The organism is Mesorhizobium sp. M0019, assembly GCF_040323975.1.
Classification (GTDB): domain Bacteria; phylum Pseudomonadota; class Alphaproteobacteria; order Rhizobiales; family Rhizobiaceae; genus Mesorhizobium.
On the sequence record NZ_JAMYVK010000002.1, the window covers coordinates 217,757 to 242,930 of the forward strand.

21 protein-coding genes are annotated in these 25,174 nt (G+C 60.2%); 9 read left to right on the top strand and 12 right to left on the bottom strand.

The window, feature by feature from the left end; all coding sequences use genetic code 11:
• Positions 1-262: 262 nt before the first annotated feature.
• The 3 genes from NKK47_RS03185 to NKK47_RS03195 form a co-directional block, all read right to left on the bottom strand.
• The gene (locus NKK47_RS03185; RefSeq protein WP_352456707.1) at positions 263-2,101 is read right to left on the bottom strand and encodes a carbamoyltransferase family protein; all 1,839 of its coding nucleotides are present in this window, start codon (positions 2,099-2,101) and stop codon (positions 263-265) included.
• Positions 2,102-2,111: 10 nt separating this feature from the next.
• Positions 2,112-2,336: a hypothetical protein gene (locus tag NKK47_RS03190; protein WP_352456708.1), complete on the bottom strand. Its 225-nt coding sequence runs from the start codon at positions 2,334-2,336 to the stop codon at positions 2,112-2,114.
• Between the two features lie 247 nt (positions 2,337-2,583).
• Positions 2,584-3,297 carry an SGNH/GDSL hydrolase family protein gene (locus NKK47_RS03195; protein ID WP_352575032.1) on the bottom strand — a complete coding sequence of 238 codons (714 nt, stop codon included), beginning with the start codon at positions 3,295-3,297 and terminating at the stop codon, positions 2,584-2,586.
• 676 nt (positions 3,298-3,973) lie between these two features.
• On the opposite strand from NKK47_RS03195, the gene NKK47_RS03200 reads away from it, so the two are divergent.
• The 5 genes from NKK47_RS03200 (at position 3,974) to NKK47_RS03220 (ending at position 10,263) form a co-directional block, all read left to right on the top strand.
• Positions 3,974-5,779, top strand: a complete 1,806-nt coding sequence (locus NKK47_RS03200) for an ABC transporter ATP-binding protein (protein WP_352456710.1) — start codon at positions 3,974-3,976, stop codon at positions 5,777-5,779.
• A 6-nt stretch (positions 5,780-5,785) separates the two neighbouring features.
• Positions 5,786-6,967, top strand: a complete 1,182-nt coding sequence (locus tag NKK47_RS03205; RefSeq protein ID WP_352575034.1) for a glycosyltransferase family 9 protein — start codon at positions 5,786-5,788, stop codon at positions 6,965-6,967.
• A 9-nt stretch (positions 6,968-6,976) separates the two neighbouring features.
• On the top strand, positions 6,977-8,164 hold the full coding sequence (locus NKK47_RS03210; protein ID WP_352456712.1) for a glycosyltransferase family 9 protein: 1,188 nt from the start codon (positions 6,977-6,979) through the stop codon (positions 8,162-8,164).
• Positions 8,154-9,359: a glycosyltransferase family 9 protein gene (locus tag NKK47_RS03215; RefSeq protein WP_352456713.1), complete on the top strand. Its 1,206-nt coding sequence runs from the start codon at positions 8,154-8,156 to the stop codon at positions 9,357-9,359. Before NKK47_RS03210 ends, NKK47_RS03215 begins: the two co-directional genes overlap by 11 nt.
• Positions 9,360-9,567: 208 nt before the next feature.
• On the top strand, positions 9,568-10,263 hold the full coding sequence (locus NKK47_RS03220; protein WP_352456714.1) for a sulfotransferase family protein: 696 nt from the start codon (positions 9,568-9,570) through the stop codon (positions 10,261-10,263).
• Between the two features lie 30 nt (positions 10,264-10,293).
• Here NKK47_RS03220 and NKK47_RS03225 read toward each other — a convergent pair whose 3' ends face one another.
• The gene (locus NKK47_RS03225) at positions 10,294-11,274 is read right to left on the bottom strand and encodes a glycosyltransferase family 2 protein (RefSeq protein ID WP_352456715.1); all 981 of its coding nucleotides are present in this window, start codon (positions 11,272-11,274) and stop codon (positions 10,294-10,296) included.
• Between the two features lie 221 nt (positions 11,275-11,495).
• Between NKK47_RS03225 and NKK47_RS03230 the strand changes: the two genes are divergently transcribed.
• The 4 genes from NKK47_RS03230 (at position 11,496) to NKK47_RS03245 (ending at position 15,687) form a co-directional block, all read left to right on the top strand.
• Positions 11,496-12,659 carry a glycosyltransferase family 4 protein gene (locus tag NKK47_RS03230; RefSeq protein ID WP_352575036.1) on the top strand — a complete coding sequence of 388 codons (1,164 nt, stop codon included), beginning with the start codon at positions 11,496-11,498 and terminating at the stop codon, positions 12,657-12,659.
• A 112-nt stretch (positions 12,660-12,771) separates the two neighbouring features.
• A complete protein-coding gene (locus NKK47_RS03235; protein WP_352471919.1) occupies positions 12,772-13,545 on the top strand; it encodes a glycosyltransferase family 2 protein in 774 nt (257 codons plus the stop codon).
• A gap of 108 nt (positions 13,546-13,653) precedes the next feature.
• Positions 13,654-14,376, top strand: a complete 723-nt coding sequence (locus NKK47_RS03240; protein ID WP_352575038.1) for a glycosyltransferase — start codon at positions 13,654-13,656, stop codon at positions 14,374-14,376.
• Positions 14,377-14,649: 273 nt separating this feature from the next.
• Entirely contained in the window at positions 14,650-15,687 is a 1,038-nt protein-coding gene (locus NKK47_RS03245; RefSeq protein WP_352575040.1) for a phosphatidylglycerol lysyltransferase domain-containing protein, read from the top strand.
• Between the two features lie 595 nt (positions 15,688-16,282).
• Here the strand turns inward: NKK47_RS03245 and NKK47_RS03250 are convergent.
• From NKK47_RS03250 to NKK47_RS03285, 8 genes are all read right to left on the bottom strand, one after another.
• On the bottom strand, positions 16,283-17,359 hold the full coding sequence (locus tag NKK47_RS03250) for an ABC transporter ATP-binding protein (RefSeq protein ID WP_352575042.1): 1,077 nt from the start codon (positions 17,357-17,359) through the stop codon (positions 16,283-16,285).
• Positions 17,356-18,156, bottom strand: a complete 801-nt coding sequence (locus NKK47_RS03255) for an ABC transporter permease (protein ID WP_352448865.1) — start codon at positions 18,154-18,156, stop codon at positions 17,356-17,358. The genes NKK47_RS03250 and NKK47_RS03255 overlap by 4 nt, the downstream gene beginning before the upstream one ends.
• A 1-nt stretch (position 18,157) precedes the next feature.
• On the bottom strand, positions 18,158-19,018 hold the full coding sequence (locus NKK47_RS03260; RefSeq protein ID WP_352456775.1) for an ABC transporter permease: 861 nt from the start codon (positions 19,016-19,018) through the stop codon (positions 18,158-18,160).
• A gap of 66 nt (positions 19,019-19,084) precedes the next feature.
• Complete coding sequence (locus NKK47_RS03265; protein WP_352456722.1) at positions 19,085-20,104, bottom strand: ABC transporter substrate-binding protein; 1,020 nt, start codon at positions 20,102-20,104, stop codon at positions 19,085-19,087.
• 83 nt (positions 20,105-20,187) lie between these two features.
• Positions 20,188-21,663, bottom strand: a complete 1,476-nt coding sequence (locus NKK47_RS03270; RefSeq protein ID WP_352456723.1) for an aldehyde dehydrogenase — start codon at positions 21,661-21,663, stop codon at positions 20,188-20,190.
• A complete protein-coding gene (locus tag NKK47_RS03275) occupies positions 21,660-22,718 on the bottom strand; it encodes an LLM class flavin-dependent oxidoreductase (RefSeq protein ID WP_352456724.1) in 1,059 nt (352 codons plus the stop codon). The genes NKK47_RS03270 and NKK47_RS03275 overlap by 4 nt, the downstream gene beginning before the upstream one ends.
• Positions 22,719-22,723: 5 nt before the next feature.
• Complete coding sequence (locus NKK47_RS03280) at positions 22,724-24,523, bottom strand: alpha/beta fold hydrolase (RefSeq protein ID WP_352456725.1); 1,800 nt, start codon at positions 24,521-24,523, stop codon at positions 22,724-22,726.
• Positions 24,516-25,103, bottom strand: a complete 588-nt coding sequence (locus NKK47_RS03285; protein ID WP_352456726.1) for an amino acid synthesis family protein — start codon at positions 25,101-25,103, stop codon at positions 24,516-24,518. Before NKK47_RS03285 ends, NKK47_RS03280 begins: the two co-directional genes overlap by 8 nt.
• Between the last annotated feature and the right edge of the window lie 71 nt (positions 25,104-25,174).

Genomic DNA, 25,174 nt, shown 5'->3' on the forward strand with positions numbered 1-25,174 from the left:
CTCTCGCCATACCCTGATACATGGGGTGGCCTCTCCGCTCGCACAGCTTAAGATCGAGTGAGGACGAGTTGCAGGAGGGACGGGGTCTACCAGAGAGGGTAATTGTCTCCCGGGTCAGCTTCTTCTTTGGTCCTCCCGCGGCTTTTCGTGACCATCCGCGCCAATGCTATTGCTGCGACGATCAGCAAAGCAGAGGCTATCCATAAAAGGACAGAAGCACTCATCTCAACACCTTGTAAAAGCCTGCAAGGGCAGCGCGAACCTAATCCGGCTCAAAATCACCTCGGTAGTCTATCGCGAGGGAAGGATCCTGCTCTGTTTTCCGAAGAACGCAGTTGCCCGCCACAAGCATATCCAGGTCTGTTCCCATAAAGCATCGAAAAGCGTCCGTGGGAGAGCACACGATCGGTTCGCTGCGAACATTGAAGCTGGTGTTCACCAAAACAGGGCAGCCGGTTAGCGCTTCAAACCGGCTGATCAATGCGTGGTATAGCGGGTTGGTTTCGGCGTGGACCGTCTGAACCCTGGCCGAATAGTCGACATGCGTGACGGCAGGAATGTCGGATCGCCGGACGTTGAGCTTATCTATTCCGAACATCGCTGCCTCTGAGGGCGTCATTGCACGGTGTCGGGACTGCTCAACCGGAGCGACAAGCAGCATATACGGGGATTCTACTTTCAAATCGAACCAGTCCGACACATGTTCCGACAGAACCGAAGGTGCGAACGGGCGAAAACTTTCCCGAAATTTGACCTTCAAATTGAGCGTCTTTTGCATGTGGTCAGAGCGTGGATCGGCCAGGATAGACCTGTTGCCAAGTGCTCTGGGGCCGAATTCCATCCTGCCTTGGAACCATCCGACAGCTTTGCCGGCCGCCAATGCGGTTGCCGTCGTGTCGATAAGTTGGTCGGTAGGCATGACCTCGAAAACAGCTTTGGCTCGGCTGAGCTGCGCTTCAATGTCGGCCTGGTCGAATTCAGGACCGAGATAGGCCCCTTTCATTGAATCTTGTTTGGCTGCGACACGGTTACCGCCGAGTTTTATGTGCCAGGCTGCGAGCGCTGCCCCGAGTGAGCCGCCTGCGTCGCCAGCCGCGGGCTGAATCCATATTTTCTTGAAGGCACCGTCTCTAAGTACTTTGCCGTTTGCTACGCAATTAAGCGCGACGCCACCTGCCAGGCAGAGATTGGGGATCGCAAATTCCCGTGCCAAACCGCGCGTCAGCCGCAGAACGATCTCGTCGGTGACCGCCTGGATAGATGCCGCGACGTCCATATGGAAGTCGGTCAGCAGGTCAGTGTCGGGCCTTCGGACCGGTTGCCCAAAGAGGTCGGCGAACCGTGTATTCGTCATTTTTAGTCCGGTAGCGTAGTCAAAATAGCTCTGGTCGAGACGGAAGGTTCCGTCCGCCCTAAGATCGACCAGCTTTTCAAGGATCAGCGACTTGAACCGAGGCACGCCATAGGGCGCCAGCCCCATTACTTTGTATTCGCCACTGTTTATCTTAAAACCGAGATAATAACAGAATGCCGCATACAAGAGCCCCAGGGAATGCGGGAAATGCAATTCCCTCACGACGTCCAAAGTTGCGCCCCTGCCGATGGCAACTGTGGTGGTTGCTTTCTCGCCCACGCCGTCGAGAGTCAAAATCACAGCTTCGTCAAATGGTGACGGGAAAAACGCACTGGCCGCGTGGCTTACGTGATGCTCGGAAAAAAGGATACGAGACGGATCATTGAAATCAGGGTCAATCCTTCTGAGCTCGTCGAAAATGAGCCTCTTCTGAAACAATTTGCCCCCAACCCAAGCTGGCATCGCCTTTCGAAAAGAGCTGAACCCACGGGGAGCCGCATCGAGATAAGTGTCAATTAGACGCGAAAATTTCAGTAGCGGCTTCTCGTAGAACACGACGTGGTCCACATCTTTCAGCAAGACCCCGCCGGTCTGCAAAACCGACCGAATGGCGTTCGAGGGGAAACGTTCGTCAGCCTTTCGACGGGTGAATCGCTCCTCCTGGGCCGCAGAAACTATGGCGCCGTCAACAACAAGGGAGGCTGCGCTGTCATGGTAGAACGCCGAGATACCTAGGATGTTTGTCACAAGGATGTCTTCAAAACTGACTGGTCATCGAATTCAAATCGTTCCTGCTTTCGCGCACGATCCAGAATGTCTCGTTTGAATGCCCTGGTTGGAGCCGTCGGCTGATTGTTCCGATCAACCGGCGCGCGAAACCGAGGGGGAATACGACACCATAGAACGTCAATGCGCATATCAAATCGGAAAACCAACCATTGGTTTCCGCCCTCTTGGAGAGAGCATTATCGACGTCAGACATTGTTCTGTCCCCATGCAACTAAGTCGATTGAGCCAAAGGGACTCGGCTTGTCAAGGGCGTGCCCCAACTGGCAGAAACATGAGGCTCCCAGTCCGGACTTGGCTGGAATAATACGTCGGTGCGTTCGCAGCGGTCAGGGAGATATTGGTCATGCTCGCGGGCTCCGGGAGGCGGCGCAGCCTTAAATTACCGACATGCAAGGATCCGATCGCAACCACACCCTCTCTTGGTCAACATGGGACAAATCTTAATATAGGATAGGCTTCTTTTTCGACGAGTATAGTATGTTATTTTTATGGATTACATCGGCAACAATTCTTGCTGCAGCATCTGCGCCGATCTCCGTAAAATGCACAGCGTCGCGGTAATTTTCATTAAGACTGGTGTTCCCATTTACGGAGTAAGGCAGCAACCCGTTCAGATCAGCAACCGGGACGTCCATCCTTTTGCCAATATCGTCAACAACGCGTCTGTGCTCCCAAACCGCATTTGCGGGTGGGTCGTCTGGACTCTCCTGCCGGTAATTTGGATTTACAAAAAGAACCGAAGCTCCAGCTGCTCTTGCCAAGACGACCAGGGCACTCAGATTCGCACGGAACGCATCAGGCGGATTGTGCGCTATGTTGCTAGATTTGCCAGGTCGATTGCCTGAACGGCGGACGACGTTCGCGACATACGACGTCGCCAGTTTTTGACGTCTATTTATCCAACCAGAAACGCCGCCGCCTGACGGAGGCTCGAACCAAGAGCAAGAGTATTCGTTGTAATCCCGAGATAGTCCCTCTAGTCGACGGGGATGAACGTCATTGTGTGTGTAGTAATATATAATGAGATCAGGAGATAAATGAATTACATGGAAAAGAAGTCTCAAGACGTTCTCGATTGAGGTATAGCCCATCACACCTGCATTGACGACATCAAGATCGACTCCTGGCTTCAAACTCTTCAGATACTCGCCCAATCGATATGGGTAGGTCCGACTATCGTCTAATCCCGTACAGTATGTCGACGATTCCCCCATGCATACGACTCTCCGGCGCCCGGCCGGTTTTGGCATCGATATTTCCGAGCCCCGGAATCCCATACTATTGTGTCTGGATTTACCATCAGCCGAACGCCACGCTGGGTTCAGCTCATAGAGCGCGTAAGGGTGAGGCCGGACCAAAGGTGGTGGGCAACCAAACCACTTGGCAATTCGACCGGGATAACCGATTTGCAGCAACGCCCGATCGCCAAAAATCCTGATTAGGCTTCTGAGTACGCGCTCTGCGATCGAACGTTTCCTGGCCATGCTTATCTCGACTCCAAGCATCAACTACGTGTGCATCTGCTCAAGGGAACAGGGCGGTCTCATTTGGTTTATCGTACGCAAAAACTCCCATGGAGGTAGGCCATTCGGAGCGACCTCCCAGATCAAACCACCCCTGCAAGGTCAATAAGCATGCTCGAATGACTGGATGCAAGTGTCGGTTTGCTGTCCACAACGACTATGATCAATGAGCACTCGGCCTTCTGGCATTGACTGCGATCAGGAACATCGCCACAGACAATGCCAATGCCTAACTGGTAGCTCAGAAAGGTCAGATAAAGCGAATGGGAATTAGCTGGTACCGGATTGGATTACAGTGGGCGTCACGATGAAAGCAAAGAAACAGTCTTCAGCCTCGCTCACCTATCCGCTGGCAAAGCGCTTGATCGTGGAAAATCTGCCGCCGCACAAGATGCTGTATGTGACAGGTTTGCTGTGCTCGATCGCTGCTGCTGCCGCGGTCGGCGCGACGGCCTGGATCATGAAAATCATGATCAACACCATCTATGTCGAGCGAGATGCTGCCGCTGTATCGGGTATCAGTGTCGTCATCATCGGCATTTTCCTGGTCAAGGGCATAGCTGCCTACTGCCAGACCGTCACGACGGGAAAGATTCGCCGGGCTATCGTTTCGGACCTGCAAAACCGGCAATTTTCCCGAATGGTGTATTTCGACATCAGCCGTTTCGCGAACCAGCATCCGGCAAAATTCATCTCCAAAATCATGTTCAACGCGCGCGCCGGGGCGACCGTTATTCTCACCCTCACGAGCAGCGCCGTCTCTGATCTGCTGACCCTGATTGCCTTGGCCAGCGTCATGGTCAAGCAGGACCCGGTGATGTCGCTGATATCCGTGGCGGTTCTGCCGATGCTGTTCCTGTCAGTCGGCGCGATAACCAGGAAGCTCAAGGCGCTGGCGAGGGGCGAGACGGAATTGGCTGCACAAGTCCAGTCGATCGGCACGGAAGCCGTCGAAGGCATCCGCACCATCAAGTCCTTCCAGCTCGAGGACAAGGCCGTCGCCAGCTTTGCAAAGGCCGTCCGCAAGATGGAAAGACGTGGCATCCAGATCAACCGGACGTCAGCATTGATGAGCCCATTGATGGAGACCGGCGGCGGCGTGATCATCGGGCTTTTCGTTATGTACGCCAGCTGGCAGACCCTCGGCAACGGCAAGACGCCCGGCGAATTCATGGCCTTCATTACCGCGTTCCTGCTTGCCTATGAGCCTGCCAAGCGGTTGGCCCGGGTCAATGTCGACATCCAGAAGCAAATGGTCGCCGTCGAGCAGATGTATGATTTGATCGACACGCCCGAGCAGCGGCGACTCGCGATCGCGGGCGAGCGTCTGACCGACGTCGATGGTGGTATCCGCTTTGAAGATGTGGCCTTTTCCTATGACGGCAACAGCCCCGCGCTCGAGGGTGTTTCCTTCGACGTGCGACCTCGTGAGAAGCTGGCGATCGTCGGCCGCTCCGGCGCCGGCAAGACCACCATCGTCAATCTGATCCTGCGCCTGATGGAGCCGGACAAGGGCAGGATCCTGATCGACGGAAAGGACATTTCGAAGATCAGCCTGGCCGACGTTCGCGATAACATCGCACTGGTATCCCAGGACGTCTTCCTGTTCGAAGGCTCGATCCGCGACAACATTCGCGACGGCCGCCCGAATGCCACGGATCAGGAAATCGAGTCCGCTGCGAACCTCGCCCGGGTCACCAGCTTTGCTTCGGCGCTCGAAAACGGGCTCGACACGCTTGTCGGGCCAAGCGGCACCAACCTGTCCGGCGGCCAGAAACAACGCGTTGCCATCGCGCGCGCCCTGCTCAAGAATGCTGCGGTAATCGTCTATGACGAAGCGACATCCGCGCTTGACGGTGAAAACGAACGGGCGGTTATGGAGGCAGCCTTCGACAACACATTTCAGCGCACGGTGATCTGCATTGCGCACAGGCTGTCTACAATCAAGGCGGCCGATCGTATTCTCGTGTTTGACGCCGGACAGCTTGTCGATGCTGGAACGCATGACCAGCTTGCCAAGCACAGCGAGATATATCGTTCGATATTCCACCTGGAGACGCCCGATCCGATGGTCGAAAGCGGCAAAAAGCTGCGGCAGAGCGTATTGCGCTGAAGGCCGATGACCAGCTTTTATCACGGTTCCTATGTCCGGTATGTGATTGGTGGACTGGGCCTTCAGGTGCGCCGGTACAAAAAGGCGGTGCGCAGGTTGTTTTTCAGTCCCAAGCAGCCTCGTTCCATTCTTGAGCTGCAGGCCAAGGTTGAGGCCCTGATCGTGCGCAGGGACTGGAAAGGCCTTGAAGCCGGTACCAATGAGATGGCTGTCACGGCCGATCATAATCGCGACCCGGAGCTGATGCAGAAGGCGGGCCAGGCGTTCGAACGCCTTGGCAACTTTGCGCGGGCAGCTGAGCTTCGGCTTTCCGCTCGCCGGCTGCGGAAAGGGAAAAGCGCCAACGAGTGGACCGGCGAGAATCTCGGATCGGATACACTGCTGATCGATCTTGTGGAGGATGACCCGCGCAGCCTTGGCCGGGTTATCCGCCACGCGCGACTGGCCGGCGCTGCCGCTGCCTATGCCCAAAGCGCAACAATTCGGGTCGAGCCGCGCCTGGTATCAATTCTGCAGCGAACGTTCCCTAAGGCGACCGTGGTCCCGGCACAGCAGGATGTGGTCGGCAACAAACGTGCGACTTTCGAACATCTCGCCTGGGTGTTCGGACGCGATGCCGAAAAACTTGCTGCCGACTTCGTGCCGCTGCGGGCAGATCCTGAACTCGTCGAGACATTCCGCAAGCGCTATCGCTCGATGACGGATCTGCCGCTGGCAGGTCTCTCCTGGGGCAGCAAATCCCACACCAAGGACGTGCCTGATTTTTCTGAATGGGCACGGTTCATCGCCCAGACACAAGCGACATTCGTTTCGCTCCAGTACGGACAGATCAAGCCGGCGTTGCGGCGCCTTCGCAACGGCAACGACGCGCGTCTGATCTTTGACGACAGCGTCGACCAGATGGTCGACATGGACCGTTTCGCCGCACAGGTCGCTGCACTCGATGCTGTCGTGACGATCAGCAATACGGCGGCCCATCTTGCCGGAGCCCTTGGCGTGCCGACTGTTTTCCTCATCGACGATAATTTTCAGACGGCATGGCCAGTGACCGGCGACCGGACACCCTGGTATCCGAAGGGCATTGTCATTCGCAAGGAGGGGCGCCCTTGGTCGCTGGTGCTCGACGAGGCCGGCCGGCGGCTCTCGTCGATCCTGACGACGCTTTCCGACGCTCCCCGGGGACGATAGAACATCGCCGTGCAGAACAGACGAACCATCCTTAAGAAGGCAAAAACCGCCGATCTGCGCCCGCAGGGCGCCGTCGGCAAGCGGCTGCAGAAGGTCCTCGAGCGGGCAAAGGAACTTCTTAGACGTCCCTCGCGCCACGCCGACGAAAGCGCCGAACGGCATATGAGGCTGATGGAGGAAAGCGTGCAGCGTGGTGATTGGCAAACTGCTCGCGACCATGCACTGGCGCTTGGCGTGCTTGGTGAGCAGCTTGGCGATCTCGGCCTGATCAAGAAAGCGGGGCGTGGACTGAGGCGTCTCGACGGAGGAAATCGCATCTGGCAGTTGATGGCGGCGAGCAAGCAGCTGCGCGGCAGGCCCGATTGGGATGGCAGTGATCTTGCGGGTCGCACGCTTCTCGTCGATCGTCGCGAAGGCGACCTGGCGATCTTTTTCCAGTTCGCGTCTTTGCTTGGTCCAGCAGCTGCGGCTGCCGGTCGATGCATCGTCTTCGTCGAGCCGCGACTGGCACCGCTTTATTGCAGAACATATCCTGCGCTCGATGTCAGGATTGAAGGGGAAGAGGACATGGCGGCAGTGGACGCCGATGTCGTTGCCGGTTTCGAGACACTCGCAAAGCATTTCTGGCCGGACGACCCGGCGGCACGCGCGCCCTTCGTTCCGCTGGAGCCGGACCGCCGACTGGTTGCCGAGCTGCGCGGCACCTATCTCGATGGCGGCCCAGGTCCCCTGATCGGATTTGCCTGGGGAAGCCTCAACAAGAGCAAGGATCTGCCGGCTCTGGACGATTGGCGGACGCTGTTCAGCAGCCTGCCGGGGCGCTTGGTCAGCTTGCAATATGGCGATGTCGGGCCGGCCCTCTCCGAGTTCGAGCGCCACGCGCCGGGGCGCATCATCCATGACGCTTCAGTCGACCAGTTGACGGACATGGACCGCTTTGCCGCCCAAATTGCGGCGCTCGACGCGGTGGTGACGATCAGCAATACCGGCGCCAACCTCGCCGGAGCGCTCGGCGTGCCGACGATTGTCATGCTCGACGATGGATTTCGGCTGTCCTGGCCTGCTTTCGGTGAGACCGTCGCCGCATATCCGAGCGTTCGACTGGTCCGAAAAGGCGGCCGAGCCTGGGCGTCGGCAGTGCAGGAAGCAGGCGGACGGGTCATGCAAATCATCGGCGGAGCTGGCGATGGAGGGTAGCCAACTTCTCGGCCGGTTGCGCCGCGCTGTCGCGCTTGCAGGCTACAAATACAAGGTCTGGTCCCGACGTCACCGCCGGCAGCTCTTCCTTCGCTGGCGCGACGGCGACATTGCCGATCAGATGGCGGATTATCGGCGAAGCGTCGAGTCCCGCGATTGGCCGGCGGCACTGCCGAAAGCCCTGGCTCTTGGATCCATTGCGAAGTCGAGGGGCGAGGTCCACCTGATCGACGAGCTCAGCAAGGCGCTGATGCGGATGGGCGCCTATGGCGCAGCCGCCGAACTCAGGATCGCCCGACGCCACATCGTCAACGGCCGCGTCGATGGCGAGTGGCTGGGCCAGGATATTTCGGGCCAGACACTGCTGGTCGATCTGATGGAAACCGAAAAGCAGGGTCTGGCCACCGCGATCCATCATGCGAGTTCCGTCGGCCGTGCGTTGGGGCGTGCCGCCCGTTCGATCGTCTTGGTCGAGCGCCGCCTGGTACCGCTCTTTCAGCGCACTTTTCCGACCGCCGATGTGCGGCCGGTCGGCGCTGACGGCAAGGCTGCCTATGGCGAGGCGCAGGCCTTCGCCGGCGTCCAGCATCTGACTGCCGTCTTCGAGACCGACGAGGCGACGATCCGTGAGCATTTCGTCCCTCTTAAACCCGATCCAGCCAAGGTCGCTGAACTTCGCGCCCGCTACAGCAAGGGCGGGCGGGCGCTGGTCGGTGTCGCATGGGGCAGCTCCAATCCCGGCAAAGACCTGCCGCCGCTGGCCACCTGGCGTGGCCTGATCGGCCGACCGGACCTTCGGTTCGTCTCGCTGCAGTACGGCCAGATCGAGACCGATCTGAAGATCCTGACCGACGGTGAGCCGGAGCGCATTCTTCATGACAAATCAGTCGATCAACTCGTCGACATGGACCTGTTCGCCGCCCAGGTTGCCGCGATGGACGCCGTCGTAACCATCAGCAACACCGGGGCGCATCTGGCGGGCGCGCTCGGCATCCCCTCGGTCTTCATCCTGGGCGACGGTTTCAAACGTTCATGGCCGGTGGAAGGCGATCGCACGCCTTATTATCCCTCTGCCGTGCTGGTCTCGAAACGGGAACGGTCCTGGGCCGCTGTGATGGACGAGGCCGAGAGCATTATCGTCGGTCTGCTCGACGCTAATGACCGTTTGGCGGCTCATCGGCGGGGCGGCAGTTGAGAGCAAACAGGGCCTACTATATTGATCCGGCCCCGACCGGCCAAGGCCGGCAAAAGCTTTTGAGTCAAAGACTTCGCTTGGGAGCCGTTTTGATGTTCGAACTGTTTGGCGTCTGGGCACAGCTGGAGATCTTTTACGTGAACAACCTGAGCTATCGTCCAATAAATCATTACACCTCGTGGCTTCGAGCTGGAGGAGCATTGCCGACATGGTGATGCGGACCGGATTCATTTGCGGCTGCGGCCATAGCGGGACGACGTTGATTGCGACGATCCTTGCGTCGCATCCCGACGTCTACCTGCCGCTCCAGGAAACCAACATTTTCTTCAAGTGGACGCCACTGGCCATGTTCCGCTTCCGGAAACTGAAGCGGGCGGCGCTCGATGCTGGAAAGAACGTGCTGCTTGAAAAGACACCGCGGCATATCCGCCGTGTCGCCCGCATTCGCCGGCTCGTGCCCGGCGCGCGTTTCGTCATGCCAGTGCGAGATGGGCGCGACGTCGTAGCGTCCCTGATCAAACGACTTGGCGAGCCAACGGAGGCTCTCGACCGCTGGATCAACGACAATGCGCTGGTTCTTGCGGAACGGGGAAAGCCGGATGTGCTGATCTATCGCTATGAGGACCTGGTCGAGAATCCGGCCAAAGTCGTCGAGCAGATATGCGGCTTTCTCGATGTAACCTTCAGCCCGGATCTCCTCGACTATCACAAGAACCCGCAGCAGTGGTTCAAGCCGACCGACGCCAGCGGCGAGACGCCGCATGCGGTGCTCCGGAACCAACAGGTCAATCAGCCGATCTATGACGGGAGCGGAAGATGGCGCTCCGAACTTGGAAACGCCGAGCTACAGGACCTGGTACAAGGACGAGGTGCCCAGCTTATGAAAGCATTCGGTTATGCATGATGTCGGTTCGGCATCTGCTTGAAATGCCGTCTACCAATCAATTTTGTCGATCAAACCCGTTTTGAACAGGCTGTGAGCTCCTTCGTACAGCATTGACTGTTCGCTCATCGCGCTGAGAGCGGCTTTACCGCTCGATACCTCATGATACTGGCGATATTTGGAAGCGCCGTTCCAATACTGACCTTCCGCCACCGCGACCTGCGCCTTGTCGTTGAAATCGGCGAAGAACTTGAAATGAAGCAGGCCAGCCAATCCCTTTATATAGTTTCGCCAGTATGGCAGCGGTGAGTGAATCGACGTAAAAATCGTCTGGCGATCAACATATATCAGAGGAAACTTGGTCAACTTGTGCTGCCTGGCGAAAAGCCGGGTTCTCGGGCCGCCTGTGATCTTGAGATGCCGGGGGCTCCTCGTCACCTCATAGCCGCTGCCGTCGAAATGGTCCGCAACTTGCCATGGCGGCACGATGGGATCGAAGGGTACGTCCCAGATGTTTCCGCTCGGATACATGTCGATCATCGGCGCCAGCAGGCGTGTCATTCCGCGCCGCTTGAGCCAGTCGGCCATCGCACCGAGCGGATGCTGATCCATACCGTCATAGACAAGATATTCGTCCGCATCCACGGTCAGATACCAGCGAGGCTGACCATAGATCTGCACAATCCGCTGACGCCAAAGGTTTCCCAGGTCCGACTGCGAATAGGTGATCGGCGAGCTGAATAGATCGACATCTGGCTGCTCGGCCAGAAGCTCAGCTGTTCCGTCTGTCGAGCGGTCATCGAGGACGGCGAATCTGGTGACGCCGAGTTCGCGATAGTGCTTCAGGAACGGGCGTAGCCTGTCCGCCTCGTTGCGGATGACGAGGATCAAAGGCAGGTCATTCGCTTTAAGGGGCGTTATCGGCCGCAGCGATGACACTTCTGCCCGTCTTCCGAAGGTGTGTCTCAGCCGATATAGGGCGGTGTCGGTAATCGTCCGGCGGACAATGGCGGGCCAGGTTGCTTTGCTCAAGCCATCGATTCCCCTCATGGCGGTCACCGCCCGGAGCTGGCGCTGATCCGCTGTTTGCAGTTAATTTCTACATGCAGCACCGTTAGGCAAATCGCAAGCAGTTGCGGACAATGGACACAGGCCTGTTCTGAGTTCCGGCGGGTGAGCTTTCCAAGTGTTGCCGATGCGAGCTGGCCTCTATAGACATCGTCAGATGGCAACAAGGCCGGAGCCCAGAGCCCATGTACGCCGGCATTCGTGGCACCGAAAATCAATTCGACAGGCCGATCCTGTTCGTGCGCCAGCGTTATGCGCCTTTTGGCGGAGGCGAGATCATGCTGGAAAACATCATGGCCGCATTCGCCGCGCGTCAGCGGCCGGTGGCCGTGCTCTCCGGCGACTGGCCGCGCTATGAAGGCATAGAATTCATCCATTGTGCCGGCCGCCGCTTTCCGCGTTCGCTGCGGGCGGCGTCCTTTGCTCAAGCCGCCTGCCGCAAGATCGCCGAGATGCCACCGGCGCTGGTGCAGAGCAACGATCGCCTCCCGTGCTGCGATGTTTTCCGGGCCGGGGAGGGCGTTCATGCCGCCTATCTTGCCGAGCGGCGGCGTTTCGAGACGCGGCTTGGCAGGGCGGCAATGGCGCTGAGCCCCTTTCACCGCCAGACGCTGCGCCTTGAACGTGCAACCTACGCCAGCCCGAGGCTCAAAGCTGTCATTGCCATTTCGAAGATGGTGGCAGAGGACATTATCCGTCACTACGATTATCCGGCGGAAAATGTGCACCATATTCCCAACGGGGTGGATCTCGACCGCTTCAACCCGCAGCTGCGCCAGCAGCATCGGGCGACAATCCGCGCGCGGCTCGACGTTGACGAAAACAGGCCGGTCGTCCTGTTTGTCGGCTCGGGCTTTGCGCGAAAAGGACTTCTTGCACTGATGAAGGCGGTCGCCAGGCTCGATGGCGAGCCTGAATTGTGGGTCATCGGCCATGATTCGCGCGCCAACGCCTTCAGGCAGGCCGGTGACAGGCTCGGTCTCGGCGCACGGCTCAAGATGCTGGGGCCGCAGAAAGACATGCTGCCGTGGTACGGCGCGGCCGATATTGCCGTGCTGCCTTCCATCTATGATCCTTTCGGCACAGTGGTCATCGAAGCGATGGCCAGCGGCTTGCCCGCCGTGGTAAGCACCGGCTGTGGAGCGCGCGAGCTTGTCGAGCGGTTCGAGCCGACGCTCGTTTGCGATGCGGCCAGCGAAAGCGACCTCGCTGCAGCGCTCGCGCACGCGCTGCAGTTGTCGTCACGACCTGAGACCGCAGCCCGGGTGAGAGCGGCGGCCGAACACTATGATTTCAATGTCATGATCAAGCGAATGATGGCGCTTTATCAAAGCCTTGATCTGAAATGATTTTCGACTTTGTTGAATTAGGTTAGTACCCTCAGTGTGCTAACGGGCCGGAGCCGATGCTGCAGATGCATTCGAATGACAGTGGCAGCTTTGATGCCGGAGCATTCTGACCGTGCCGGCGCTCTCGGTCATTATCATCACCCGCAACGAGGAGGCATCCATCGCGCAATGCCTTCGGTCGGTCCATTTTGCCGATGAGATCGTCGTTCTCGACAACAACAGCAGCGACAGAACCAGGGAGATTGCCGGTGCTCTGGGGGCAAAGGTTCTGATGACCGTCGATTGGCCCGGTTTTGGCGCGCAAAAAAACCGTGCGCTGGCCGCGGCAACGGGGGATTGGATCCTGTCGCTGGATGCCGATGAGTGGGTGGAGGCGCCGCTCGGCGCGGAAATAAGGGCCGCAATCGCCGACCCAAAAGCCAATGACGGCTTCGAAATACCGAGAAGATCGCGCTTTTGCGGGCACATTGTCCGCCATAGCGGCTGGTCGCCCGATCTGGTGCTCAGGCTCTTCCGTCGCCGCTCCGGGCGGTTCAGCGACGACACCGTGCACGAGAAGGTATTGGTGAACGGGAAGGTCAGCCGATTGTCCCAGCCGATCGAGCACGATTCCATTACCGACTTGGCAGATGCCCACGACAAGATCGGCCGGTACGCAGAAGCGTCCGCCGCGCAACTGCTTGCCGAGGGCAAAAAAAGCTCGATAGGCAAGGCGGTTTTGCGCTCGGTCTGGGCCTATGTGCGCAGCTATATTTTCCGGCTGGGATTTCTGGACGGTTCCATTGGTGCGATGGTGGCCGCGTATTCGGCCAGCTACACCTATCAGAAATGGGCCCGTGTCGCATTGGGAATGCGAGGCCCGGTCCACCCAAAAAAGCAACGCTGAGGCCAGGACAAATCTGTGAGAAACCGGCTTGGTTGACCGCAATTGTTGCCGAGCCATCGCCAACTAGTTAGTGTACGACCGTAAAAATCGAAAGCCAGGGTAGTGAATATGACTGATGCGTTTAGGGTATTTATCGGATGGGACAGCCGTGAGCCGATCGCGTACGACGTCGCGCGACACTCGCTGCTCAAACATGCGTCGGCGCCTGTCTCCGTCATTCCGATCAAACAGGACGAGATGCGTGCCCGCGGGCTATATTGGCGGGAAAAAGATCCGCTCGCCTCAACGGAGTTCACCTACACGCGCTTCCTCACGCCCTTTCTCGCCGACTACACGGGTTGGGCCCTGTTTTGCGATTGCGATTTCCTGTGGCTTGGTGACGTCGCAGGCCTGCTGAAATATACGGACTCGGACAAGGCGGTCTATTGCGTCCAGCATGACTATACGCCGAAGGCCACAACCAAGATGGATGGTGTGGTCCAGACGTCCTATCCTCGGAAAAACTGGTCGTCGCTGATGCTGTTCAATTGCGCGCATCCTTCGGTCAGATCGCTCACGCCAGAGGTCGTGAATCAGGAAAGTGGCGCCTATCTTCACCGAATGCAGTGGGTTGCCGACAAAGATTTGGGCTCATTGTCGGTAGAGTGGAATTGGCTCGAAGGTTGGAATGAAAAGCCTGCGGTCGGCACACCTAAGGCGGTCCACTATACCAGCGGCGGCCCGTGGTTTGCCGAATGGCAGAATGTCGACTACGCCGATTTGTGGATAGCAGAACGCGACGAGTTCCTGGCTTCCGAACAAGCGGAATCTTCTCAGAGCGCCGTTCACTAAGAACATCGTGTTTGGCAGGTGACCTGGGCGCTTCCGAAAGTGGCATTGATTTTCGTGTCGCCAAGGGCGCAGCAACCAGCCGTCAGGCGCTGGGCGTCGACAACAATGCGTGTTGCCGCCTGGGGGCGGGACCGGGGCAGATTGCGCCTACGAATCTGGCGGCTCCGGCCGGGTAAACATGCCGCGCTGAGATAAGGATCAGCTCGCGGCAACATGATCGGTTTGGGGTCCGTCAGCTCTTTCATCGGCCTAGCCGGCACGCGAAAGTCGACCATGCCGTCACTGCGAAGACGCCTCGATCGTTTCCTGGAGAACCGCGGGCCTAAAATACCGCGGCTACAGCTGAACCATGTCGAGCGCCTGGCGCTGGTCCGTCGCCACGGTGATTTTTCCCTTGCCTATTCGACCGCCGTGCAGAAGGGGCTTCACTACTTCGGCGATGCACAGGGCTACATCGCTTACGGCAGCAAAACGCGACATCATTTCGCGCTCGGTGATCCAGTGGCTGCCCCGGCCGATCGGCGCGACTATATCAGACGTTTCATCGAGGTTGCCGGCAGCCCGTGGTTCGTGCAGATCGGCGACCAGACGGCGCGCGTGCTTGCCGGGCTTGGCTATCAGGTCAACCGCCTCGGCGTCGACACCAGGCTTGTCCTGCCCAGACACGACTTTTCCGGAAAGCGCAATGAGACAGTGCGCTATTCCGAACGCTGGCTCTTGAAGAAGGGTTTTTCCTTCGCAGAGGACAACGGGACTGTCTTCCTCGACGAGATTGCCAGGCTCTCCCAGAATTGGCGGGCCGACCGCATCGTCAAGCGCTGGGAGATGAGATTTCTCAACAGGCCCTTTGCCGATCACCTTGGCGTCGATATGCGCCGTTTCGTCCTGCACGGTCCGGATGGGGAGCTCGTGGCCTTGCTGGATTTCGATCCGCTGTTCAGCGACGGCAAGGTCATCGGCTACACCACCTCGTTCAAGCGCAAGCACATCGATGCCTCGGCGCATGCCGAGATCGGCCTGACCAAATTCGCGGTCGACCGCTTTCGCGATGAAGGTGTTTCCGTCGTCACCCTAGGCCTGTCGCCGCTTGTCGAAATCGGACCTAGCGGGTTTGCCGAAAGCGATTTCTGGCGGCACGCCTTCCAGCGTGCCTATGACTCCCCCTGGGTCAATCGCACCCGCTTCAATCTGCAGGGGCAGGCGGCCTTCAAGCGCCGGTTCCATGGTGTCGAAGAGCCGACCTATCTTGCCTTTCGCAAGGGGACCTTTTTCGAAGCGCTTTCTCTGCTCCGGCTGATCAGGGCCGTCTAGTGCCTAGTGGCTGAGCGCTCGTCGTCTCCTAGTATGGTCGACCTCACACCGGTCAGGCTTGGTTGTTTAGTTTAGGTGGGAAAGGAATGCCGCGGCGGGAAGCAAAAGACCGGCTGCGAATCGCCGGCCCATTCTGCGGCGTCCCCCCAGTCCCGCCGGGCACGTTTGGCAGCCTGAGAACGGCTTCGCGTCAGCGCCAAAGGGTCGGATTTACGGTTGCTGCAGCGTACCGCCGGGAATAACGAGGGTACCCTGGCCTGGCCTTGAGTATCTGAAGCCTATGAAGAACAAAGCAACGATGATCAAACAAATGACGATGACCGCGACGACGCTGCCAGGATGGTGTCCGGTATCTGGCGGTTGGACCATTGCCTTCCCGTATGGCTATCGCCGCTGACCTTCTTCATCTTCCAACCGAGCATGACGACTGTCAATGGATACAGGAGTTGCGCCCGCCATCCAATCAGCCGACTGCAGCGTCGATCACGTTGCGCGCTTGCTGACCGAAGCTGATGATGGACCTAACCACAGCTTGTTCCCAAGCACGCTTCCATCGCTGCGAAGCGTTGAAGGGCGGCGATCCACCGCGGCGTAGTCAGGCCGGAAACAGGAATGCAGCAGCGGGATCGAAAAAGACCTGCCGGCTGCAGGGCCACACATCCTGCGATTGCATGGCGGCGGAGGTCGGCCTGATGTCAACCTCCTGTCCAGCGGCGATGCGCGCGACAATCCGCCGGCGCTCGCCGTAAAATGCGATGTCGACGATCTCGACATTCAGTTCCGCGCTCGCCGGGCTCCGCTCCATGCTAAAGGCTTCGGGCCGGATCATCAGCCTGGTCTTCTGGCCTTTGCCGAACGTGCCGTTGGCCCTGACTCCGGATATCACCGAACCGTCTGTCATGCGGATCGTTGTCGTGCCGTTGGTGGTGCCGAGATGTTCGGCGGCGAGGAAATTCGAATTGCCGATGAAGCCGGCGACGAAATCGGTCGCCGGCCTGAGATAGAGATCCTCGCCGGTGCCGGTCTGCTCGATGCGGCCATCCTTGAACAGGGCGATTCGGTCCGACAGATGCAGCGCCTCTTCCTGATCGTGGGTGACGTAGAGAATGGTGACGCCGGTCTGGCGATGGATGCGGCGGATTTCGCCCTGGATTTCCTCGCGCAGCTTCTTGTCGAGCGCCGACAATGGCTCGTCCATCAAAAGGATCGGAGGATCGTAGGCCAGCGCCCGGGCCAGCGCGACGCGCTGCTGCTGGCCGCCCGACAGCGCACCGGGTAAGCGTCCGGCAAAGCTTTCGAGCCGCACCAGGGCCAGCATGTCGGCGACCTTTTTCTTCACCTCGGCGTCCGGCCGGCGGCGAACCCGCAGCGGAAAAGCGACGTTTTCGGCCACCGTCAGATGCGGAAACAGCGTGTAGCGCTGGAAGACCATGCCGATGTTGCGCTTGTGCGAAGGCACTGCAAGCAGTGATTTTCCTTCCAGCAAGACATCGCCGGAAGTCGGGTCCTGAAAGCCGGCGATCGCGTAGAGCGTCGTCGATTTTCCCGAACCGGAGGGCCCGAGGAAGGTCAGGAACTCGCCCCTGGGAATGTCCAGCGTGACGTCGTGCACGGCGACGATCGCGCCGAACGCCTTGCGCAGATTGCGGATGGAGAGGAAAGGGTGGGTCATGTCCGGAACTTTCGCTGCAGCAGCGCCGTCATCACCATCAGGGCAAGCGTCAGCCCGACCAGCAGGCTGGAGGCAGCGGCGATCACCGGACTAAGATCCGACCGCAGACTGCCCCAGATCTTGACGGGCAAGGTTTGCAAGCTGGGGCTGGCCATGAAGATCGCCACCACGACTTCGTCCCACGAGGCGAGGAAGGAAAAGATCGCGGCGGAGAAGATGCCGATCCGGATCGACGGCAAGGTGATCCTGAGCCTGGCCTCGAGCGGGCTTGCCCCGCAGACGATTGCCGCGTCCTCGATCGACTTGTCGAACCCTTCGAGCGCGGTGGCGATCGGAATGATGGCGAAGGGCAGCGCCAGCACGGTGTGGGCGATGACGAAGCCGATGGTGGTGCCGCCGAGGCCAAGGCGAAGGAAGAAGGCGTAGATGGCGATGGCGAAGACAACGACGGGCAGCACCATCGGCGTCAGCAGCAGGCCGCGCAGGATCTCACGTCCGGCAAACCTTCCGCGAACCAGGGCAAAGGAGGCGAGCAGGCCGATCGCTACTGCCAGGATCGCCGTCATGGTGGCGATCCGAGCGCTGGTCAGCGCGGCGTCGAGCCAGGCCGGATCGGCAAAAAGCTCCTGGTACCATTTGAGCGTCCAGCCGGGCGGCGGAAAAGCCAGCCAGCGCGACGAGCCGAAGGAGAGCAGGACAATGAAGACCACCGGCAACAGAAGAAAGCCAGCGACCAGCGCGGTGAAGCCGAGCAGGGCAACCCGTAGCCAACCCATGCGGTCATAGTCGAGCAGCATCTCAGATGCCTCCGCTCGTGCGCCTGGCACCGACAAGGCGCAGCTGCAGTGCGTAGAGAACCATGGTGACGACAAGCAGGATGAAGGCAGCGGCGCTGCCGAGCCCCCAGTTGAGCAGCGACTGGACCATCTGCGCGATCATTTCGGCAAGCATCATGTTCGACGTGCCGCCGAGCAGTGCCGGCGTGACGAAGTAGCCGAGCGACATGACGAAGACCATCAGGCCACCGGCGGCGACGCCGGGCAGCGACAGCGGCACGAGGATGCGGCGGAACGCCTGGAAAGGGCTTGCGCCGCACAGCGACGCCGCACGCAGCGTCATCGGATCGATCGCCCGTAACGTGCCGACCAGCGGCAGGATCATGAAGGGCAGCATGATATAGACCATGCCGATAGTGACGCCGGTGAGATTGTTGATGAGCGGCAGCGGGTGGTCGATGACGCCGATGGTCATCAGCGTCCGGTTGATGACGCCGGTACGCTGCAGGAGCACCATCCAGGCATAGGTGCGGGTGAGCAGGTTCGTCCACATCGACAGAATGATGATGCCGAAGATGATCGAGGCCAGTCCCGAAGGCATGATCGCCAGCATCCAGGCGACCGGAAAGGCGACAAGGACCGTGACGATGGTGACCAACGCCGCGACCAGGAATGTGTTGAAGAACACCCGCGCATAGGTGCCGTCACCAAGCAGGGCAGCATAGTTCTGCAAGCCTGGCTCGGGCTCCGTGACACTGCGCAAAAGCAGCGCCAGCACGGGGACGATGAAGAACAGCATAATCAGAATCAGGGCCGGCAGCAGGCCATTGAGACCTGCCGGCACCCGCACCGTTCCAAAGTTCCGGCGTGTCTCGACCGACATGACAGCGACCCGGCTACGGGACGAGACGGCGCGAACCGTCTCGTCCATTGCGGTTCAAGGGCGGGCTTATTTCGCCTGCCAGGCATACCAGCGCGCGGCGATGGTGTCGCGATTGGCGGCCCAGTAGTTCATGTCGAGATTGATCTGTCCGTCGACATGAGCGTCCGGCAGCGATTTCACGGCATCGGCCGGCATCTCTGCCTTGGCCTTGGTGTTGATCGGCGCATAACCGCTGGCTTCGGCAAATTTGGCCTGGCCGGCGGGGCTGCTCGCCGCGGCGAGGAATTTCATCGCCGTATCCTTGTTCTTGGCACCCTTCGGTACCACCAGAACGTCGGCTGCGGTCAGGTTCTGGTTCCAGGAGACGCCGACATCGGCGCCTTCCTTGTCCAGTGCGAAGACGCGGCCGTTCCACAGCTGGCCGAACGTCGCTTCGCCGGATGCGACCAATTGCTGCGACTCCGCCCCGCCGCCCCACCAGACGATATCCGACTTGATGGTGTCGAGTTTCTTGAAGGCGCGATCGAGATCCAGCGGATAGAGCTTGTCCGCCGGAACACCATCGGCCAGCAGCGCGATCTCGATGACACCGGGCGCCGACCATTTGTAGAAGGTCCGCTTGCCCGGGAACTTCGTCAGGTCGAACATGTCGGCCCAGCCGGCCGGTTCACCCGAAACGGCGCCCTTGTTCCAGGCGAGCACGAAGGAATAGTAGAAACTGCCGACGGCGTGATCGGTGGTGAAGCGCGGATCGAGGTCGGCCTTCGGCACGGTCTTGAAGTCGATCGGCTCGAGCAGACCGTCCTTGGCCGCCTTGATGGCGAAATCCATCTCGACGTCGACGACGTCCCAGTTGACACTGCCGCTGTCGATCATCGCCTTCAGCTTGCCGTAGTCGGTCGGGCCGTCCTGCATGACCTTGATGCCGGATGCAGCGGTGAACGGCTCGGCCCAGGATTTGGTCTGCGCTTCCTGGGTCGTCCCGCCCCAGCTGGTGAACACCATGTCCTCGGCTTTTGCGGCCGTCGTTGCCAGAACTGTCGTTGCAATAAATCCGGCAAGGAAGCCGGTGATGATCAGTTTCATGTCGTTCTCCTCTGTTGTTTTCGTTGTTGTCTGTTCGCGATCGGTCGTTTTCGCCTTGATCGCGCATCTCCGGCCAGCGGCGGCTACCGCATGACAAAAGGATCGGGAATCGGGTCGTCGGAGGTGCGTATCCACACCGATTTCGAACGCGTGTAGTCGCGGATCGCATCGAGGCCGCCCTCGCGGCCGAGCCCGGATTGGCCGTAGCCGCCAAACGGAACCAGCGGCGAGACCGCCCGATAGGTGTTGATCCAGACCACGCCGGCATTGATGCCGCGCGCCATGCGGTGGGCTTTTGCCAGATTGGTGGTGAACACGCCGGACGCCAGGCCGAACTTCGTGTCGTTGGCGAGCGAAAGCGCTTCAGCTTCGCCGTCGAAGGCTAGCACACAGAGCACCGGGCCGAAGAGCTCTTCGCGCACGCAGGCAAGGGTCTGATCAGGCGCGTCGATAATCGTCGGCGCGTAATAGAAGCCGTCCGCCATGCCCGCGGGGCGAATGCCGCCGGTGACCAGTTGCCCGCCCGCGGCCAGGCTTTCAGCAATGATCTTCTCTATCCATTCGCGCTGGCGCGAGGTGGCGAGCGGTCCCATTTCGATCGCGGGATCCTGCGGATCGCCAATCCTGATCGCCTCGGCTTTGCGCTTGAGCCGGGCGAGGAATTCGTCCTTGACGGAGCGCTGGACCAGCAGCCGCGAGCCGGCGACGCAGCTCTGGCCGGTGGCAGCGAAGATGCCGGCAACGACCGCGTTGGCGGCGCTGTCCAGATCGGCATCGGCAAACACCACGACCGGGCTTTTGCCGCCGAGCTCGAGCGTCGTGAAGGCGAGGTTTTCCGCCGTATTCCTGACGATCTGCCGAGCGGTCGAGGGACCGCCGGTGAAGGCGACGCGGGCGACGAGCGGATGACTGGTCAGCCGGTGACCGCAATCGTGGCCGAAGCCGGTCAGGATGTTCACGGTCCCGGCGGGAAATCCCGCCTCATGGACGAGTTCGGCGAAGGCCAGCAACGGGGCAGGGCCGTCTTCCGATGCTTTCAGAACGATGGTGCAGCCGGCCGCCAGCGCCGGCCCGAGCTTGACGGCGGACAGGAAGAGCTGCGAGTTCCACGGCACAATGGCGGCGACGACGCCAATTGGCTCCGGCCGGATGGTCACTTCCATGTCGGCCTTGTCGATGGGGACAAACGAGCCCTCGTGCTTGTCGGCCAGCCCGCCATAATAGCGGTAATAGTCGCCGACATAGGCGATCTGGGCGCGGGTCTCGCGGATGATCTTGCCGGTATCGCGCGTCTCGAGTTCCGCCAGCCGGTCGGCATTGGCGACCACCAGATCGCCGAGCCGCACCAGAAGCTTGCCGCGTGCCGTTGCCGTCATTGCCGGCCACGTGCCGGAGCCAAGCGCCCGGTGAGCAGCTTCGACGGCGCGGTCGACGTCATCAGACGATGCAGCGGGCATCTTCGCCCATGGCGCGCCCGTCGAGGGATCGATGCTGTCGAAGGTCGCCGCCACTTCGACGAAGCTGCCGTCAATATAGTTCCTGAATTGAGTGGTGCTCATGGCAACCCAGCTTTCGGCTCGGAAAAGGCCGGCATCACCCTGTCGATGAAGAGCTGCAGCGATTTCTTCTTGCGCCGATGGGAAAGGCCGCTGTCGATCCAGATCGAATACTGATCGTAGCCGAGCGCTTCGTAGGCTTTCAGCCTGGCGATCACCTCGTCGGCTTCGCCAATGACCAGGTTCTGCTTGATCTTGTCAGGCGCATATTGCGGCATGGCCGCGATCTCGTCTTCGGTCAGCGCTTCCATTATGCCCTGGTGCACCGGCTTCTTGTTCTGGAACCAGGCGCCGAACTGGCAGTAGAACTGCGACAGATCCTGCGCGAGCCGGTCAGCCTCCGCGGCATCCTCGGCGACGAAAGTATGCATCAGCAGCATGATCTCCGGCCTTGGTACGTCGGGGTGGGCATTACACGCCGCGTTGAAACGCTCCATCAGGCTGGCCACTTCGCCATCGCCGGAGGCAAGCGGCGTCACCTGGACGTTGCATTTGCTGGAAACCGCAAAGTCGTGCGAGTTCGGATCGCGTGCGGCCACCCAGATCGGCGGATAAGGCTTTTGCAGCGGCTTGGGCGACGAGGTGGTCGACGGAAACGACCAGAACTCGCCGGCGAGTTCGAAATCACCATCCCAAAGGCCGCGGATCGCCGGCACCATCTCGCGCATACGCTGGCCGGCACCCCAGGCCTCGAGGCCCGGGAAAAGTCGCTGGTATTCGTAAGCGTAGGCGCCGCGCGCAATGCCGATGTCGAGACGGCCGCCGGTGACGACGTCGGCCATCGCTGCTTCGCCGGCAAGCTTGATCGGGTGCCAGAACGGCGCGACGATGGTTCCTGTTCCGAGCCGGATTCGCCTGGTTTTGGCGGCGAGCCAGGCGATGTTGATGAACGGGTTCGGCGAGATGGTGAATTCCATCCCGTGATGCTCGCCGATCCAGGCAGTCTCGAATCCTGCCTCTTCCGCCTGCAGAACCAGCTCCTCCAGCTCGCCGACAAGCTCGGAATGCGGCTTGGCCGGATCCGATCGCTCCATGTGGACGAAAAGCGAAAACTTCATCGGTTTCACCCGCGACCGGAAAGAGAAATTTGAGAAGGCGAGGACTTGGCGAGCGGCCGGACTTCGCCTTCGACCTCGTTGCCGACATAGACGCCGAATGCATCTTCCGTACGTTCGCGCGCATAGCGGGTAAGCATCGAACGCACCGCGGGATCGGCGATCTTCAGATCGGCGATCTGCTCGATGTCGACAAGCCGCATCTGGCGATCGTCGGAATATGCGCCATCGACCGTTCCGCGATAATAAACATGCGTGCGCCAAGGTTCGGCGGCATCGTCCCACACCGCGAACAGGAAGCCGAGCTGGGCGTCTATGGCCCTGGCGGCAAGGCGCCCCTTGAGGCTGCGCGCATCGTTGGGCGTGCCCAGTCCGTGCCCCGCAGGCAATTCATAAATCCCGTCGGCCGTTTCGACGAACAGCACACGGCCCTCGTTCTCGAGAATGGCGCCGACCTCCGTATCGGGGGGCGCCGCCGCCAGCGCCTCCTGGCTGAGGCCAGGCGTGACGTAGGTGCCTCTGCAATAACCGAGGGGCTGGGCTCCGTTGTGGCTGAAGTCGCGGACGCGGCCGATGAGGATCGAGTGATCGCCAGCATCGACCAGCTGCTCCATGCCGCAATCGAACACCGCAACGGAGCCGTCGATCAGCGGATTGCCGGTCCGGCCCGGTTGCCAGCTCACGGCCGCGAACTTGTCCGCTGCTTTGGAAGCGAAGATGCCGGAATGGGCCTTCTGGTCCTCTGACAGGATGTTGATGGCGAAACCTCTCGACGTCGAAAAAGCACTGTGCCCCAGCGCCCTCTTGGCGATGCAGACAAGCACCAGCGGCGGCTCGAGCGAGACCGAGGTGAAGGAGTTGGCGGTGAAGCCGCGCGGTTCGCCTTCCGCGCTGATCGTGGTGACGATGGTGACGCCGGTCAGGAACGAGCCGAGTGCGCGCCGGAATTCGCCTCTATCAAAGACTGCATCCGACTCCGGCTTCACGCCAGCGTCTCCTTCCGTGTCGAGAAACTCCATGATGTGTTTGGTCACTTTTTCAGGAGAAGCCATTGCCATCATGTGCCTTTCTCCATTGAGCACGAGGCATTGGCCGTGCGGCGCTAGCCTCGCCATCGCCGCCGACATGGCCGGGGTCGAATTGCTGTCTTGCGACCCGGTTATGAACAGGGCCGGCGCGGCAAGACCGGGGAGAGCACCGGCGTGCTCAGCATCGGCATGGGCAAAGAGGCGATAGGTGCGCGCGTAGCCTTCGGGGTCGACCTTTTCCAGGGCGGCGCGCGCTGTGGTGGCCGCCCCGACAAGGTTCGCCGGCAGCGGGTCGCCGAACCAGCGGGCAAGCGTAGCCGCAATGGCGGAAGGGTTGCCATGGGTGCCGAGCGCGGCCGCACGCTCGCGTACGGCCTGCGCCAAGGCCGCGGGGCGGCGGAACACCGCGTTGAGGCACACGATGGAGCGAACGCGCGAAGGGGTGCGAAGGGCGATCTCCAGAGCGACCAGCGCGCCCATCGAATGGCCAACGATCGACACCGACGCCACGCCAAGATGGTCGAGAAGGCGAACCGCCTGATCGGCGAAATCGGACAGGCTGGCTTCTTCCGGCGGCAGCGGTGAAACGCCATGGCCGAGCATGTCGATGGCGATCAGGTCATGATGGTCTTTCATCGCCGCGATCTGATCGTGCCAGATCGCGGCGTTCATGCCGACACCGTGAATGAGCAGAACCGGCGCGCCGGAGCCGGCGCGGATGAAGCCGGTGCCGTCCGGAGCCGTGTCCCGGACCCATGCGGTGGCAGCGACGTCAGCCATGCAGGTCTCCGACCTCCTTGAGGTCCTGATGGCGGTCCCCGATACGATGGTGCGGGCGGCCGCCAATCGAAGCGCCAAGCGCCACCACCAGCTCGTCGGGCGCGGGCGCGTCGCCGATTTGGAAATGTACGGTCAGATAGTGGGAGCGGCGGCCTTCGTCGTTCTTGTCCATCAGCGGGATCATGATCGGGGTGTTCGGCCCTCCGCGCAGATTGGTGAAGGCGAGATAGGTCTTGGCGCCGACCGCGCGACGGTAATGGTTGCCGAAATGCAGCGTATGGATCAGCGCCGATGCATGCTCGATCTCGCCCGCCGTGCCGCAGACCGCGGCTTTGCCATAACCCTCTATTGCCTCGCCGGAACCGGCAACGGCGATAATCTCGCGGGTCAGCAGTTCGCCGAGGACGGGAGCAATGACGCGGATCTCCGGCGACAGGTCGTCGGTGAAACCGCGGCCCGCCCAAGGGTTTGTCAGTACGGCGGCGACGCCGATCAGACGCAACGGTTTTGGGGCTTCCTTGCCGCCCTCGATTAACGTGTTCTCGATGTAAGTGACGATCTTTCGAATGGCTGGTTTCATGAAAGTCCTCGGTCGCCGGCGCTGTGCAACGCCGAAATCTTTACGTCATCTTATGGTATACCATACTATGG